The 15,547-nt window shown below is 58.1% G+C and carries 20 protein-coding genes and 1 pseudogene; 8 read left to right on the top strand and 13 right to left on the bottom strand.

The window, feature by feature from the left end:
• Positions 1–157: 157 nt before the first annotated feature.
• Entirely contained in the window at positions 158–604 is a 447-nt protein-coding gene (locus tag O3A94_01655; GenBank protein MDA1354955.1) for a hypothetical protein, read from the top strand.
• 287 nt (positions 605–891) lie between these two features.
• On the opposite strand, the gene O3A94_01650 is transcribed toward O3A94_01655, so the two are convergent.
• On the bottom strand, positions 892–1,554 hold the full coding sequence (locus O3A94_01650; protein MDA1354954.1) for a peroxiredoxin: 663 nt from the start codon (positions 1,552–1,554) through the stop codon (positions 892–894).
• Between the two features lie 229 nt (positions 1,555–1,783).
• Between O3A94_01650 and O3A94_01645 the strand changes: the two genes are divergently transcribed.
• Together O3A94_01645 and O3A94_01640 are read left to right on the top strand one after the other, a co-directional pair.
• Positions 1,784–2,689 carry a cation diffusion facilitator family transporter gene (locus O3A94_01645; protein MDA1354953.1) on the top strand — a complete coding sequence of 302 codons (906 nt, stop codon included), beginning with the start codon at positions 1,784–1,786 and terminating at the stop codon, positions 2,687–2,689.
• 98 nt (positions 2,690–2,787) lie between these two features.
• Positions 2,788–3,105, top strand: a complete 318-nt coding sequence (locus O3A94_01640; protein ID MDA1354952.1) for a hypothetical protein — start codon at positions 2,788–2,790, stop codon at positions 3,103–3,105.
• A 43-nt stretch (positions 3,106–3,148) separates the two neighbouring features.
• Here O3A94_01640 and O3A94_01635 read toward each other — a convergent pair whose 3' ends face one another.
• Positions 3,149–3,538 (bottom strand): nuclear transport factor 2 family protein, encoded by a 390-nt coding sequence (locus tag O3A94_01635; GenBank protein ID MDA1354951.1) that lies wholly within the window; start codon positions 3,536–3,538, stop codon positions 3,149–3,151.
• 118 nt (positions 3,539–3,656) lie between these two features.
• Here O3A94_01635 and O3A94_01630 point away from each other — a divergent pair, with 118 nt between their 5' ends.
• Positions 3,657–4,199, top strand: a complete 543-nt coding sequence (locus O3A94_01630) for a TIGR02444 family protein (GenBank protein ID MDA1354950.1) — start codon at positions 3,657–3,659, stop codon at positions 4,197–4,199.
• A gap of 72 nt (positions 4,200–4,271) precedes the next feature.
• The gene (locus O3A94_01625) at positions 4,272–4,559 is read left to right on the top strand and encodes a DUF1330 domain-containing protein (protein ID MDA1354949.1); all 288 of its coding nucleotides are present in this window, start codon (positions 4,272–4,274) and stop codon (positions 4,557–4,559) included.
• Positions 4,560–4,702: 143 nt separating this feature from the next.
• Here the strand turns inward: O3A94_01625 and O3A94_01620 are convergent, their stop codons facing one another.
• Together O3A94_01620 and O3A94_01615 are read right to left on the bottom strand one after the other, a co-directional pair.
• Positions 4,703–5,983, bottom strand: coding sequence for a porin (locus O3A94_01620; protein MDA1354948.1), 1,281 nt, complete (start codon positions 5,981–5,983; stop codon positions 4,703–4,705).
• A 286-nt stretch (positions 5,984–6,269) separates the two neighbouring features.
• Entirely contained in the window at positions 6,270–7,328 is a 1,059-nt protein-coding gene (locus O3A94_01615) for a substrate-binding domain-containing protein (GenBank protein MDA1354947.1), read from the bottom strand.
• A gap of 337 nt (positions 7,329–7,665) precedes the next feature.
• Here O3A94_01615 and O3A94_01610 point away from each other — a divergent pair, with 337 nt between their 5' ends.
• Positions 7,666–7,872, top strand: coding sequence for a hypothetical protein (locus O3A94_01610; protein MDA1354946.1), 207 nt, complete (start codon positions 7,666–7,668; stop codon positions 7,870–7,872).
• Between the two features lie 44 nt (positions 7,873–7,916).
• On the opposite strand, the gene O3A94_01605 is transcribed toward O3A94_01610, so the two are convergent.
• From O3A94_01605 to O3A94_01580, 6 genes and pseudogenes are all read right to left on the bottom strand, one after another.
• Complete coding sequence (locus O3A94_01605) at positions 7,917–8,174, bottom strand: GIY-YIG nuclease family protein (protein ID MDA1354945.1); 258 nt, start codon at positions 8,172–8,174, stop codon at positions 7,917–7,919.
• A 52-nt stretch (positions 8,175–8,226) separates the two neighbouring features.
• The gene (locus O3A94_01600; GenBank protein ID MDA1354944.1) at positions 8,227–9,114 is read right to left on the bottom strand and encodes an aminotransferase class IV; all 888 of its coding nucleotides are present in this window, start codon (positions 9,112–9,114) and stop codon (positions 8,227–8,229) included.
• A 97-nt stretch (positions 9,115–9,211) separates the two neighbouring features.
• A complete protein-coding gene (gene arfB / locus O3A94_01595) occupies positions 9,212–9,634 on the bottom strand; it encodes an alternative ribosome rescue aminoacyl-tRNA hydrolase ArfB (GenBank protein MDA1354943.1) in 423 nt (140 codons plus the stop codon).
• 163 nt (positions 9,635–9,797) lie between these two features.
• Positions 9,798–10,178: pseudogene (locus O3A94_01590) on the bottom strand (redoxin domain-containing protein).
• Positions 10,179–10,193: 15 nt separating this feature from the next.
• Complete coding sequence (locus O3A94_01585; GenBank protein ID MDA1354942.1) at positions 10,194–10,442, bottom strand: hypothetical protein; 249 nt, start codon at positions 10,440–10,442, stop codon at positions 10,194–10,196.
• Positions 10,443–10,520: 78 nt separating this feature from the next.
• Positions 10,521–11,087, bottom strand: a complete 567-nt coding sequence (locus tag O3A94_01580; protein MDA1354941.1) for a carboxymuconolactone decarboxylase family protein — start codon at positions 11,085–11,087, stop codon at positions 10,521–10,523.
• A gap of 160 nt (positions 11,088–11,247) precedes the next feature.
• Here O3A94_01580 and O3A94_01575 point away from each other — a divergent pair, with 160 nt between their 5' ends.
• Positions 11,248–11,823 (top strand): tetratricopeptide repeat protein, encoded by a 576-nt coding sequence (locus O3A94_01575; protein ID MDA1354940.1) that lies wholly within the window; start codon positions 11,248–11,250, stop codon positions 11,821–11,823.
• Positions 11,824–11,855: 32 nt separating this feature from the next.
• Positions 11,856–12,386, top strand: coding sequence for a tetratricopeptide repeat protein (locus tag O3A94_01570; GenBank protein MDA1354939.1), 531 nt, complete (start codon positions 11,856–11,858; stop codon positions 12,384–12,386).
• Between the two features lie 6 nt (positions 12,387–12,392).
• Here O3A94_01570 and O3A94_01565 read toward each other — a convergent pair whose 3' ends face one another.
• From O3A94_01565 to O3A94_01555, 3 genes are all read right to left on the bottom strand, one after another.
• A complete protein-coding gene (locus tag O3A94_01565) occupies positions 12,393–13,037 on the bottom strand; it encodes an SDR family oxidoreductase (GenBank protein ID MDA1354938.1) in 645 nt (214 codons plus the stop codon).
• Between the two features lie 92 nt (positions 13,038–13,129).
• Positions 13,130–14,152: a leucyl aminopeptidase gene (locus tag O3A94_01560; protein ID MDA1354937.1), complete on the bottom strand. Its 1,023-nt coding sequence runs from the start codon at positions 14,150–14,152 to the stop codon at positions 13,130–13,132.
• A 10-nt stretch (positions 14,153–14,162) separates the two neighbouring features.
• Positions 14,163–15,431 carry an aromatic ring-hydroxylating dioxygenase subunit alpha gene (locus O3A94_01555; GenBank protein MDA1354936.1) on the bottom strand — a complete coding sequence of 423 codons (1,269 nt, stop codon included), beginning with the start codon at positions 15,429–15,431 and terminating at the stop codon, positions 14,163–14,165.
• Between the last annotated feature and the right edge of the window lie 116 nt (positions 15,432–15,547).

The following is a 15,547-nucleotide window of genomic DNA, read 5'->3' as shown; positions in this document are numbered from 1 at the left end:
TACGCCGCTTAATATCTTGAACTAGGTGGGCCAAATCCTCCTTTAGATCAGGCCGTAGATTGTTCCAAATTATATGACGACGGACAGGCGCACCGAGTTGCCGCGGCACATCGGCGCGTCTTGACTTCATCTCCGGACTGCTCGAGCAAATCTCCTCATGACGCGCGACAGAATTGGCGGGATATTTGCGCTTTTGCTAGTCACTGCGCTGGCGGCATGCGCCGCGCCCAATGTGGACCGGGCAGCTGCTGGCTTCGACAACAAAGCCTATTGCAGCGATGTGAACCGATGCCACGGCAAAAGCGCGATCGAGGTGGCGCCTGAAACCACGGGCGCCGGACTGTGGGGCAGTTTCTTCGGCGCGTATCACGGGCTTTACCTGGGCTTTACCGTGAGCGGCAAAGCTGAGGGCATAATTTTTGGCGCCATCGTCGGCACAGGCGCCAGGATCGGCATGGGCGCCGTCGAATCCATCAGAGAATTTAAGATGCGAAGTTGCGACATGTTTGCGAGTGAAGGGCTATTCAGTTTCCTGACGCGCCGCCGGATTGTCGCCGCCGGCACAACAGCTATTCACCAAGCGCCTGAACACCGACTTGAGTGAGGACCTGGCGAGCTTACCGCGCTCCATCATCAACTTTAGATGCGGGTAATATCCCCACCAACCAGGCACCGGCCCGGCAAATGATTTCACCGGCGGCATGGTGAAAGGCGGTTCTTTCGGTGGATAAGAAAATATCCGTTGCCGGTTCTCGGCACATGCTGAAGGCGCGGCAAATAAGGCCCGTAGAGTCACCACGAACAATTGTTACGCCGCAATCCGCCTCTCCCTCGACGATAGTGGGCCGGCAGCGCTGGTTTCTACCGGCCCATAAACGACTGTCTTAGGACCTACTTGCCCGGTTGTGGAACGATCCGAATGTAGGGCTTGAGTGACTTCCAGCCGCCCGGATATTTCTCCTTGGCCTGCGCGTCGGAAACTGCTGGGACGATGATGACGTCATCGCCCTGCTTCCAGTTCACCGGCGTCGCGACCTGATGTTTGGCCGTCAGCTGGCATGAATCCAGTAGTCTCAGCACTTCATCGAAGTTGCGCCCCGTGCTCATCGGGTAGGTGAGCATGGCTTTGACCTTCTTGTCCGGTCCGATCAGGAACACCGAGCGGACGGTCGCATTGTCAACCGGTGTGCGCCCTTCGGAGGTATCGCCGGCGTCCGCCGGAAGCATGTCATAGAGTTTCACCACGTTCAGCGCGGGATCGGCGACCAGCGGGTAATTCACCTTGTGGCCCTGCGTTTCCTCGATGTCGCGCGACCATTTCACGTGATCACTGACGCCGTCGACGCTGAGGCCAAGGATCTTGCAATTGCGTTTCTCAAATTCCGGTTGCAGCCCGGCCATATATCCGAGTTCGGTGGTGCAAACCGGCGTGAAATCCTTGGGATGCGAAAACAGAATCGCCCATCCGTCACCAATCCAGTCGTGGAAATTGACGGTGCCTTGCGTCGTCTCTGCCGAAAAGTCGGGCGCTACGTCGTTAATTCTTAGTGCCATAGTTTCGTTCTCCTGTGATTTTTTCCTGGCGGCGACTATATGGCATTAATCCCCGCCGGTCGCCAATGTTTGTGCCGGGAAAACCTGAGGCGGGCCGACGATATAATGTGCCGGGGGATCGCAATCACGTCTTCCGGCGCCCGCATAGCCGCCAGGGAGCAGGCGCACCATCCTCGGGGGCGGCGAAATGTTGCGATCTTGGCGCCGGCTGAGAGTAAGTTATTGCACCATGACGGGCGGACACGCACATCATCGCAAGAATGAACGCCGGGTCGCCTGGGCGGCGGTGCTCACCGGGCTTTTCATGCTTGGCGAAATCGCCGGCGGGATTATTTCCGGTTCCCTGGCGTTGCTCGCCGATGCTGGCCACATGCTCGCCGATTTCATTGCCTTGGCAATGGCCTGGGCAGCCTTCCGCGCCGCGCGCCGGGCGTCGGATTGGCGGCACAGCTTCGGCTTCGACCGCTTTCAAATCCTCGTCGCGTTCGTCAATGGGCTCAGCCTGTTCGCCATCGCCGGCTGGATCATCTTTGAAGCGATTGGCAGATTGCGCACGCCCAATGAAATTCTCGGCGATACCATGCTGGCCTTCGCCGCCGTCGGCCTGATGGTGAACATCGCCGCATTCGTAATCCTGTCCGGCGGCCTGTCCGACACCGAGCGCGAAAATCTCAACATCCGCGCCGCGGCGATCCATGTGATGGGCGACCTGTTGGGGTCCGCTGCCGCGATCCTCGCGGCGCTTGTCATATTATTGACCGGTTGGCTGCCGGCCGATCCGATTTTGTCCGTGCTGGTAGCGCTGATAATTCTCAGAAGCGCCTGGTTGGTGGTGAAAAAATCAGGCCATATTCTACTTGAAGGCGCGCCCGAGGGGCTCGATACGCAAACCGTCGCCGCCGATCTTACGTCGCATATTGCGGAAATCATCGCTGTGCATCATGTGCATGCCTGGTCGATCACGCAGGAACGGCCGATGATGACCCTTCATGCCCGAATCGCGCCCAAATCCGCCAGACTTGACGCGTCGCCGGACCGCGCCGGCGAGGTGGTTGCCGCAATAAAAAGCCGCCTCAAGGAACGCTTTGGTGTGACCCATGCCACGGTCGAAATTGAATACAGCGATTTGGACTAACCATCTAGATTCATCGTTAACGAAATGAAAACAAAATCTATTCACTATTCATGCCATCGCTGAACTACACAGGCGAAATCTTTGAAAGAGAGGCGCCCATGCAGGCCATGGCACACACGGACGAGCGCCGCGACCATCAACGCGAGCTCGACCCAACCAAGCAGCTTTCAATCTTGATCGACGGCGAAACGATATCGACCGAGAATTGGTCGCTCGGCGGGTTTCGCTCCTACGGTTTATTTCAATACGACAAGAAAGACCACTTTACCGGTGTCGTGGTGGGGTCGGGCACGCGGCCCGACATCCCATTCGTCGGCAAGGTTTTGCGAGTTGACGAAGATGGCGCGCGCGTCGTGAAGATGGCCGAAATCAAACTCGATCATCTATTGTTGCTGGAGGCACCTATTTCCGGTTAATCCGGCTTTCCCGTCGGACTAAGCTCTGGCCTAAACCCCCGGCTCAAACCAGGGGATTATCGCCACTCATATAGACGGTCACCTTCGAAAAACGGCCGTCGCGCACAACGAAAAAATTGCAGTTTCGCATCGCCACTTCACTGCCATCTGCAAGATTGTTGCGGGCCAGGAATTCGGAGGCGATCACCTGCTTGTCGACGTCCACGACATGGCCATAATCGCCATGATAGATCACCGGCGTATCGCGCATGAAATCGCCAAACATGCGGCGGATTGCATCATGCCCACGATGCGTAACGTGGGCGGTTTGCACAGTCAGCTCCGCATCTTCCGTAAAACAATCGACGGCGGCGTCTAAATTCTTGTTATCCACATTGTAGAAATAGGATTTTTCCACCAATTCAATCATCTGTTCGGCGGCCAATTTGGCCATCTAGCGTCTCTCCCTGAAGCGTGAGTGGTGCCGGCGCAGAATGTGGGATAGCGTGCCTCGGCGCAACAACACATGCGCCCAATTTGCCATTTTTACCGATCCGCCAAGGCGCAACGATATGCCCGGCTCACTTTGGAATTTCTCCCTAGAAACTTACCGGCGTCCGGGCGTTCAAGATGCCTGTTTGGAATTGCAGGATGGCGTGGGCGCCGACGTGAACATGCTGCTCTATTGCTGTTGGCGCGGTGGTTTTGCCGACGGCGAGATGCGCAAATTGCTCGCATATTTGGCGCCTTGGCAGAGCGACGTCGTACACGGACTCCGCAGCGTACGGCGCACCCTAAAACCGATGGTTGCGGAATTGGGTGAGCTGTCCAAACCGGCCTCCAGCTTGCGCACAAAAATTGCCGCTCTCGAACTCGAAGCGGAAAAGCTGCAGCACGCCATGTTGTCGCGTCACAGCCTCGAACATGGCGAGACCAACCCACCCTCGCCACAAGCGGCCGTCCAAAATCTCTCGCAATATTTCAAGCTGCTAGAGAAAGCACCGGGGGGAGAGGTACAGGATATGCTCAAAACGCTGGTCGTGGCGGCATTTCCAGACGGTGTCGAGGACGACATTAAAGCGGACTTGCGGCGCGCATTAGGCGTTGAGGATTGAAGGACGTACAATTCGGCGACCAGCAAACGTAAAAGAATATCATTTCAGCTTTAAATCCAGGGAGAACGAGCTATGGCCGCATACGTGATAGCCAACATCGAAGTAACAAACCCGGGTCTCATGGGAGAGTATGCCGCCAAAGCCAAACCCACAGTTGAGGCACATGGCGGCAAGGCCATCGTGCTCGGCGCTGAAGCGGACGTTGTTGAAGGAGATTGGCGGCCGAACAGACTCGTCGTCATCGAATTTCCCGATATGGCGGCGGCGAAGGGCTGGTACAACTCAGCGGAGTATCAAGAAATCTTGCCCATGCGCCTCGAAGCCTCAAACGGTGATTTTGTCATGGTTGAGGGCGCCTGAGACGGCGCCTGCAATGGCGGCGGTTTCGACGAACGCCAAGGTCCGCCGACCTGCCAAGACATAAAACCAAGAAATAGAAAGGGCGGGACGTCGCACCATCGCGAACCGTCCCGCCAAGTTTCGCGGTTACCGTTCTGAGGGGGCTAGAACTTCACACGCGCCCCGACGCCTCCGACCATAATATTTTCGGTCAAAACGTTGGGAATGTCCGCATCGTACTGGCGCACTACGGCGAAGAGTTCCGCGCCCAGCTTGTCGATCTTCTGCACCGCCGCCATTGAAACAACAGTTCCGCTATCATTGTTGACCTTCTGGTCGTTGGTTTGGCTGTAGTCGATCGAGATGGACGTCTTGCCGAGGCTCGTTGCCTTGAACTGTTGGCCGAGTTTGGCGAAGAAAAAATCCTCATCATTCCGTCCAACTGTTTGATTGTTTAGCGCCGAATAGGCGAGCGTGAGATTGGTTCCGAACGGCAGCATGACCGAGCCCGACGCGCTATAGCCGTCGATCAGGCTGGTCGAGCCGGCATCCCAATAGGCGCCGGCGAGAGCGACCTCGGTGCCGTCGAATTTCTTGGCATAGCGCAGCGCGACATCCCATTCGTCTCCGTCCACCCAAGAAGTCGAAAGCTTGGCGCCGGAGAAACTCGGTGAATCATAGCGCAAGCGATCATCCCGACTGAGGCCGTCGTGATTGTTGAACATGTCGCCGATGGTGGTCCCTGCGCTGGTGCCCTCTGTGCCGCTCCGCGTGAAGTTTATTTTCTTACCGAGTGTGGCCAGTTCAGATTTCGAAGCAAGGGCCGTGCCGGATAGATCAGTTTCGGCGGTGCCATTTGAAGCGCTATCGCCCTGGCCTAAAGACAGTTTGCCGAATTCTGCGCTTGCCAGGAAAAGTTCCAACTTGCGTTCGGTAAAACTATCGCTGCCGATCACGGATGCGCTCTGGTCAATGGTCACATCGGCGCTTGAATTTGATTCGAACTGTATCTCTATATTGGTACCGGCCGACCATTCATCATCCAGTTTGGCCTTTCCCTCAAGCCGGATGCGTGTCGAGGAATTGTCATTGTCAGCCTGGAACCAACGCGATTCATCGCCGTCATCGGCATAGAGCGCCATGCGGCTCACTTGCCCCGATATCTTGAGCGAAACATCTTTATTTCCGCTCGTCACGATGTTCAAGGGGGACCCGGCGTCCTCGGTCGCTTTGGCCACCGCCTGCTGATTTTGCACAACCATTTTTTTGAGAATTTGGAGTTCCTGGGAAAGATCCTCGACGCGGTTTTGCAGCGCCTGATTCTCCAATTTCAAATCTGACGTCGCATTATCCGCCATCGCTGGGTGCGCGATGGAGAGTCCCAGTATGGTTGCCAACGACGCCAAGGTGAGGACGGCACGGTTCGCCCTCTTGGGCCTGTTCACACACGCGCACGCCGTCTTAAACAATTGCATCTCTGACTCCTGATCATAATTTCTGCGCCGATCGCTAGTTTTAATCGGGTCCGTCATCGGCTATTTTCCGGCCCTCGGTGGCAGGAAGTTATCGCCGTTTCGAGACAACAATGTTTCGTCTTGATGACGGTTTCGTGACTCTCAAAGAAGCGTACCGGCGAACAAAAAAAACGCCCGCTCGGCCGAAGCCAGAGCGGGCGTCATCTCTTCGCGCCGGGATGAAATTCGTCGGCCCGGCGCCTTATTAGCCGGCGTCTTACAAGTTCAGCGGCGTGAAAGACAATGCGGCATTGCGCATCGCTTCCCGCTCGGCATCAGGAAGCGGGATCAATCCCTTGTCGGCAAGATAGCCGTACGCGCCCCACGCATCTTCGCTGGTGAAGGCGCCCAGATATTCAGCAATGCCCGGGATAACGCCGGCATGGGCATTTTTCACGTAGAAATACATCGAGCGCGAAACCGGATAGCTGGCATCAGAAATACTATCGAAGGTCGCTTCGACGCCATTGATCGCGCTGGCCTGGATCTTGTCGCGGTTTTGATCGAGAAAACTGAAGCCAAACACACCAAGAGCATTTGCGTTGGCAACCAGTTTTTGCACGATCAAATTGTCGTTTTCGCCAGCCTCGATAAAGGCGCCGTCTTCGCGGATCGTATGGCAAATCGCCTTGTAGGATTTCTTGTCGGTTTTCTTCATCGCCGCGATTTCGGCAACCCCCTTGCAGCCACCTTCCATAGCGAGTTCGACAAAGGCATCGCGTGTGCCGGAGGTCGGTGGCGGTCCCAGCACTTCGATCGCGCGATCGGGCAGCGCCGGATCGATGTCCGCCCAGTTGCGATAAGGATTCTCGATCAGCTTACCGCCAGCCAGTCCGTTCTCCGGCACCTTGGAAGCTAGGGCCAGCCAAATATGTTGCAGTGTTAAGTTCATGCGCGGGCTCGCCTTCAACCCGGCCATAACGATGCCGTCGAAGCCAATCTTCACTTCGGTGATATCCGCCACGCCATGGGAGGCACAATTTTCAACTTCGGTGGATTTGATGCGCCGTGACGCGTTAGCGATATCGGGGTGCTGAACGCCCACCCCTCGGCAAAACAGTTTGAGGCCACCACCCGACCCGGTGCTTTCGACTACTGGTGTTTTGAAGTTTGTGGTCTTGCCGAATTCCTCGGCCACGGCGGCCGCAAACGGAAATACCGTCGACGAACCGACGATGTGAATCTGATCGCGGGCCTGCGCGGCAGCGCTGATCGCTCCGGTGATGCCCACGGAGCCCGCCAAGATCAAGGCGGCGTGAAGCAGTGCTTTGTACATAAGCTTCTTTCCCTTGCAAAAATTCTAAGACACTCAGACAACCGAACCTGATTGCGCCAGGCGGCGCGGGTTTTCGGCCGGCACGGGAAATTTAATAAGAACTTAAGACAGCTTGGAGACCGTCGCGTGACAACTCTGTTACGGAATCCAAATGCAAGGCGGAGAGTTGACCAACTTCGCCGACTTAGCCTCTAGCATTCGACACAAGCCGCCAAAATAGTTGCCTCACAGCAACTAAAAATTGTGATTTTAGTCACATTATTCATGAAATAATTTGGCTAGCGTTCTTTGTACTCATGGAATCTCTCTGTTCATTTACCAGTGAAAGGTAGCGACCATGTCTTATGCTTCAGGCCACGCCATGCGACGGATTCGACGTATCAAAGCCGCGCCAGGAATGACGGCGGATGATCAAGCGCAAGCAATTCAGAATTTCATCAATTCCGGCCAGGTGAAACGCATCACCTCCGCGGATGTGATCGCCCATCATGACGAAGTCAATGGAAAGAACGGCTTTATGCCTTCTACGGTCCTCACCAGTTAAATCGCCTCGGCCGGAAGGGCAACGCAAGCGCTCCAGGGCCGGCGCTAGGGCGAAACCGCCTGTATGCTCAACCGCTTGCGGAATTCGCGGTCGTGCTTGAGGTGCCATTCGCGGCTCATCGCTTCGCCTCGATTGAGGAAGCGCTCGGCATAGAGCAATCGCCAGGCCCGCCCGCGGGTCGAGCGCGCGCCTTTGCCTGAATTATGTTTCTGCAGCCGCGCTTCCAAATCGGTCGTCCAGCCGACATAAGTGCGAAACCCGCCACCGTCCCCACTCCCCAGCACATAGACGTAACAGGCCATTAAAGGCGACCGTCACAGGGTGGTAGCTGGGAGCGGAAACTGAGGCACCGGGTTAGCCGTCGATCGGCGTGCCGTCGGCGCCGGTTTCACGTTTTTCCCAATAGCGCCGGTCTAGCTCTTGGGTGATCGGGCCCGGCACTGGGCCCTGCATCTTGCGGCCGGCGATTTCCCGCACCGCGAGGGCGCCGCCGGCCGTGCTGCAAGTGAATAATTCATCCGCTGAATAAAGATCGAACGGCGTGAGATTCGCCTCGATACATTCGATACCGGCCTCGGCGGCAATCTCCATGAAAGCCTGGCGGGTGATGCCGCGCAACACCCCCTCGCCCGGCGTATAAACCTTGCCGCCCTTGGCCATGAAAAGATTTGACGCTGGCCCTTCGGCGACATGGCCGCCCTGGGCGAGCCAAATCACATCATCGCAGCCCGCATCGAGCGCCTCGATCTTGGCCAACTGAAAATGCAGGCGGTCGAGGCATTTGTAGCGCGGGTCCAAGGTATCGGGCGCAAAAGCGCGGAGATGGCTAATAAAAAGGCGAATGCCCTCGGCGCGTTTCTTTTCATCGGCGAGGAAGATATAGGGCGCCGGCCAGATGATGATCGTCGGCTCAAACTCGCGCGGGTCCGCGACCACTTTGGACGAGACGCCGCGGGTCACGATAAAGCGGATGGTGGCGTCGCGGAAGCTGTTGCGCCGCATGGTCTCGATGATGGCCTGCCGCCAATCGTCATGGCTCATCGACGTGTTCAACATCGCTGCCCGCAGCGATTGGAACAGGCGCTCGATATGCCCGTCCAATTTATAGATCACGCCTTTCCAGGCCGAGACCACATCGAACACGCCATCGCCGAGCAAAAAGCCCTGATCGAGAATCGAAATCTTCGCTTCGCTCAACGGCACATAATCGCCGTTCATATAAATAATCGGCTGCTCACTCATGGCCCACCACTCCCCTGCTCATTATGTCGCTCCGATGTTATCAGAAATCGCCGCCGCAACGGACCCTTCCCGTGCCGGCAAGCCAACGCGTTTGCGCCTACACCTCACCCCGGTATACGCCGCGCAATTGCTTGGTACGGCCGCGCTTGGTTTTGGTGTCGACGCGGCGCTGTTTGGCGGCTTTGCCGGGTCGCGTCGGGCGGCGGTGAATCGGGCGCTCGGCCGCCTGGCGCAGCAGCGCTACCAGACGGGCCAGGGCATCCGATCGATTTTGTTCACGTGTGCGATAGCGCCGGGCGGTGATGACGATGTCGCCATCTTTGGTCAGCCGGCGGCCGGCCAGGCGGGCGGCGCGGACGCGCATATCCTCGGGCAGGGCCGGCGAACGGGCGAGGTTGAAGCGCAGCTGCACCGCTGTCGAAAGCTTGTTCACATTCTGCCCACCCGGCCCGCCGGCATGGATGAATGTTTCACTGATCTCGGCCGGTTCGAGGGCGATATGCTCGGTAATTTCAATCATCACTTTTGACTGACTGGCTCACAAAAGAACCCGACAAGATTCTTCCAGGCGGAACCGCCCCCGGAATGCTACTTTGCATTCCGGCAAGCGTGACCGCGCGCCCGAGTTAATACGAGGTAGCCAAAAGGGCGCGGACGCACCCGCCCGACGTCTGAGGGCCTAACTAAAGAGCTTTAACGTCGTCCAGCGTTTTTTGCGGCTCCGGCCGCACAGTGTAGTCCGGGTCGATATCGGCAACGCGAACGATGCCGCTTTGGTCCACCACCAGGCGGGCAGGCATCGGCATGGTCCAACTCGGGTCGCCATTGACCTTCGCCAGATCGACCTTAAAGCCGTCATAGACTTTCTTCAGCTCGTCAGAATACGGGAAGCGGAGACCAAGCTTGGCCGCATAATCATTGCGCGGATCATGCAGTATCGGAAAGTCGAGCCCGTGTTTCTTCCGCATGCCGGCACTGTGCTCAGCAATTTGCGGTGTCAGCGCCACCAGTGTCGTGTTGTGGAGTTTCAACTCCTCCACAATGTCACGCAAAGCATACAGCTCTGCATTACAATAGGGTCACCAGTGGCCGCGGAAGAACGTCAGGACGAGCGGCCCATCGGCCAACAATGCCTTAGAGCTAATGGCGCTGCCGTCATCATTGTTGAGCGTGAAATCCGGCAGCTTGTCGCCGGCCTTGATCACGCCCTCCATAATGCCGGACGCGCGCAGCTCGTCTAACGAGCGCCCCATCACGGTTTGCCAGTCCTTGGGTATATTCTTGACGCCGCCGGCCTTAATGTCCGCCAGCTTTTCTGCCAGGCTCATCGTTGTCCTCCTTCAAAATTTGCGCTTCAACCTAGCATGATTGGCGCTAAGAGCCGCAGTGTTTCGTAGCGACCAGCTTCAAGTTCCCTTGAGCGGCATCGCCGCTTGCGGCACCGCGTCCTCGACTTGAATGCCGAGCGTCGCGCAGAACGTGGCGAGCAGCTGGTAGTAACCGACCATGACGGTGAGATCGATCAGGCCTTCATCGCCTAATATGTCCTTGAGGGAATCGATCAGCTCATCAGGCACAGTGTCGCCATTGGCGAGCAGACGGGCAAAACGCAGCGCCGGGCCGGTCGGCGCCGGCTCGTTTTCGATCGCGGCATTGCCGATGATCGGGCGCAAGCGCTCCGGCACTTTATGAATATGATGACGCCACTCGTATTTATTGCCGAGGATGGCCGAGACTTCGCAAATCACCATCTCGCGCAGATCCTCATCCAGCGCCGAATGAAAGCGCACATGCTCTCCAACCGCGGCGACCGCTTCAAGCGCACCCGGACTGCGCCCCATGACGGCGAACATATTCGGCAAAAAGCCAAGCTTCCGCGTCGACATGACGTGATCGAATATTCCCCGCGCCGCCGGCGCCGCCTCGCCTAAGCTCGCTGGCGCCACCACCTGGCGTTCCCGATAACTGGTCATACTGTCTCTCCCCCTCTGGCTGTTTTGCAATATATAACGCGCGACAGTGGGCCGCGCGAGGTGCGGCGCTGACGAATTCGTGACATGCGGTTGTAACAGGCGATTGTTATGCTGTCTCCGCCGTCGGCCGGGTAACTGACTGCCGAGAGCGGGAGGAGGCATGATGCGTTGGATTTATGCGCTGGCGGTTTTGTCGCTGCTCTCCGTCGCGCCGGCATACGCCGATATGGATCGCGGCGAAGCCGCCTTCGAACGCGGCGATTTCGCGACGGCGCTTGATGTTTTCCGCCCGCTTGCCGCATCCGGTGACGCCGAGGCGCAGCATTTTCTCGGCGTCATGTATTACCGCGGCAAAGGCGTGGCGCAGGATTTTGCCGAGGCGGCAAAGCAATTCCGCGCCGCCGCCGAACAAGGCCATGCCCGGGCGCAGTCCCTGCTGGCGGAAATGTACGCCGCCGGTGAGGGCGTTGCACGAAGCCACGAAACAGCGGCGGCGTGGTACCAAAAAGCAGCGGCGCAAGGCCATGAAGTGGCGCAAACCGCCCTCAGCTTCATGTACACCGAGGGGCGCGGCGTAGAGCGGGATTTTGTTCAGGCGCTGAAGTGGAATGCTATCGTCGGCCAGCAGAATCAAATGATCGCCGTCATGTTCCGCAATCACCTCACCTACCGCATGAACGAAGAGGAAATTGCTGAGGCCGACCGACTGGCGCGCGAATGGAAGCCTACGCCCTAGCCACCACCGCCACCAAAAGGGAGGATGCCCGGATGAGGCAACTCGACGTTAGAATCGCGGCGCTCGCGGCCAATTTCTTGATCGCTCTAGTTCCCTTCGCTCCGACCAACGCGGCCGGCGACGGCGGGACCGGCGGCGACGCCCAGGTAACAGGCAGTTATGTCGGCGGCGATCCAACCCTTGCGCCCGGCCAGCGCGCGTTGGACGCAGGCGATTGGCAGGATGCTGCGGAAAAATTTGAGCGCGCAATCGAATCAGGTTCACCGAGCGCCAACGCCTATAATCTGCTCGCCTATTCCCACCGCCGGCTCGGCCAACTCGATCTCGCCTTCAGCAACTATGCCCAGGCGCTGGAATTGGACCCGCGCCACCGCGGCGCGCATGAATATATTGGCGAGGCTTATCTACTGATCGGCGATCCGGACCAGGCCGCGATCCACTTGAATTCGCTCAAGGAAATTTGCCGCAATTGCAGCGAAGCGATGAAACTCCGCAAAGCCCTGGCGCGCCACAAACGAACCACCCAAACCTCGATGCTGGCCGCCAACGGAGAAGCCTGGTAGCCCCCCTTAGAGCGCCGCTAGCGCATCTTCGATCGGCGTATCGCCGGCGAGCACTTCGAAGCAGGCGCCAATGGTGTTGGTAAGGCCGAGGCAGGCGACGAGAATATGGGCGGTGTCGGCGCGGCTGATAGCGCCGCCTTCGGCGACCTCGCCAAGATTCTCGCCGATGCGGACGCGCCCGGTGGCAGCATCGTCGGAAAGATAGCCTGGGCGGACGATCGTCGCATCCAGGCTGCTGGCGCTTAGATGGGCATCGGCGATGGCTTTGGAAGTGAGGTAATGATGCAGTTTTTTCGGCGCACGTTCGAGCGTGCCGGTGGCCATTGCGCTCAACATCACAAAGCGCCGGCAGTTCTCCGCCACACAAGCATCGATCAGCGATATGGCGCCGATTTGATCGACATCGATGGTTTTCTCCGGCCCGGTCTTTGAGCCTGAGCCGGCGGCAAAGATCACCGCGGTATGACCGCGCACGACGTCTGCCAGCGGCCCTTCGAGATCGCCGAGAACGGGCTCTGCGCCAAGCGCCAACATGGTCTCACTCTGGCTTTCAGCACGGATCATGGCGCGCGGCCGATGCCCCGCCGCCAGCAACAAGGGAATGATAAGCCTGCCGGTTTTACCGGTGGCTCCAACGATCAAAACATCCATGCCGTCACCTCGACGCCTGTTGTGGAGCGCGTTTTATTTCACGGCGTCGTAGCGGTCGTGTTCGGGCTCCGCCACCTAACGCGTGAGAGTGATTAGGCCCGCATCGCCGCCGGCATGACGTCGCCGCCTTCGACGATCAGTTCCTTGTCGAGCCACAGGTTGCAGTTCTGCATCGGCAGATCGAGGTGGCACGGCGTGTCGTTGTCGCCGCCGAACTCGGTATCGGGGCCGAGCGAAAATAGCACATTGCCGTAATGCGCGCGCCCATCCATGCCAATGCCCGGCAGATCGGGGTTCCACTCGCATTTCTCGTTGAGGCCCCAGCCGATGTGGGAGACCGCATAGGCGCGCGGGTCGTTATAGCCGTCCATGAATTGGCGTAGCTCCGCCGCCTGCTTACCGCCGTTGATCTCCTTCACCCAGCCGCCTTTGATGACGTATTCAATCGGCTCCTCAACATAGCATTTGAGCGGGAAGACGATGTCCCCCGGCGCCATCACGACCCGCCCGTCAACGCCGTTCTCGGCGGCGAGCGAGGCGATGAAGCCGCCCGGCCAATGGTCCCAACGACCAGCCTGGGTGGTATAGCCATATTCGGTGAGCATCGGTTTGTCACCGAGGCGATAGGTCACGTCGCTGCCCGCCTCATTGGTGAAGCGCAGCGTCTTGGCGGCGGTGAATTTTTCCTCGGCCGCCTCGACGCGGCGGCGCAACGCGGTGCTCGGAAACAGGCGTTCCAATATCTCGACCGGCTCGACGATTAGCAGAATGCGCGTGCCGGCCTCCTGCATGGCGATTTGTTCATGGCTGAACAGCAGCAGCATATGGTCGACCACCATGTCGGCGTCCTTGCAGCGTTGCAGGGCTTCGGGGTGGCGCGACAGCGGATTTTCGCCGAGATTGGCGATGCGGTAGCTGGCGTCCTGGGCATCCTCGGAGGGTATATTGACGTCGAGCGCCTCGGCGCCGAGCGACGAGATGGCGCTTAAAGAGGCAGCCCGATATTCGGGCAGAAGACTGCCTTCAGAAAGAACGGCCACGCTTTGCCCGGGGCCGATTTCACAAAGCTCGAAATTGGCGCGGAAGAGAGCTGTCACATCGCTTTCACTGGTCATGATGAGTTCCTTATTCAGCGGCCTGAAAGGATTTGGTATAGCCGCCGTCGCGCGCTGCGCCATGTGCGGCCTCGGCTTGTTTCAGCGCTTCGCGGCTGTCTTCGTGGCGGCGCGCCCGCGCGCCATCGTCTTGTTGCAGCAAACGGTCGAGATAATAGTTCAGCAGATGGTGAATGGCGCGCTCCAACTTCACCGTCGGGCCGGGAACATAACCGCGCGATCCGACGCCGTTTTGCAAGGATTCCAGCATCCCCAAATCCTCGGTGGCGACGAGTTTGATAAAGTCGCCGTAAATCTTGTTCTTTTCTGCAAATCCCGGCGTGTCGAAATATTCCGCCGGCAGCTGGGTGTATATCGTCACGCGCGTGGTTTTCTCATCGATCGGATGGGCTACCCAGGGCTGGATGAGGTCATGGCGGCCGAACAAATTCATCGTCGGGCGGATCCATGTCGTGCAGGCGAACAGCTCCTCCACCTTGCCGCGTAGCCACGGCATGGTGCCAAACAAGGTCACGCCCTTCGGCGCCATGGTGTAGCTTTCATAGGTCGCGTTGTAGCCGCTCTTCTGCAAGTTAAAGCGGAAATTGGCGACCGGGAAATGGCCGCCGAAGGATTCTTTGTGGATGACGCCGACGTGATACATGTCCATCAGATTTTCCGGCACGAACTTCCAATTGCACGGCACATCGACCACGAATTTATGCGACACCCGGGTGTTTTCCGGCTGCAGAAAAGCGGCAAAATCGCGGATCCCGTCTTCGTCCAGATAATCTCCAAGGCTCTGACAATCGGCATCGAAATTGATGAAAATATAGCCGCCCCAATTGTCGATCTGCACGCGCGGCAGGCGGCACTCTGCAACGTCGAAGGCCTTCAATTCCTTGACATGCGGCGCGCCCATCAATTTGCCTTCGAGATCATAGACCCAGGCGTGATAGGGGCAGGTGAATTTGGCGAGATTTCCCTCACCGGTCGCCACTTCGACGCCACGGTGGCGGCAAATGTTGCGAAACGCGTTCATCTCGCCTGAATTGCCACGGCATATCAGCAGGGGCTCGCCGGCGATGCGGAGTGCGGCGTAATCGCCGGCATTGGGAAATTCCTCGAGACGCCCAACGCACAGCCAATCCTTCATGAAGATGGTATCGATTTCGTGCTGAAACAGCTCGGGCGAGGTGTAGAACCAGCCTGGCAAATGCTTTGATTCCAGCAGGCTGGCGCGGGTTTGCGCGACCTCCGCCAGAATTTTCTCGTCGACCTGAAAACCGTGTGCCGGCATCTTCGACCCCCCCTGCAAAACTCGATGAATGATTACCCTAAGTTAACAAGAGCCGGATCGGTTTGTCATCCAAACAAGATTCGGGGGTTTGGCACAAGAAAAACCCTCCGGGCGGA

It is taken from the genome of Pseudomonadota bacterium, from assembly GCA_027624955.1.
GTDB lineage: Bacteria > Pseudomonadota > Alphaproteobacteria > UBA828 > UBA828 > PTKB01.
This window is presented reverse-complemented; position numbering and strand designations above follow the sequence as displayed.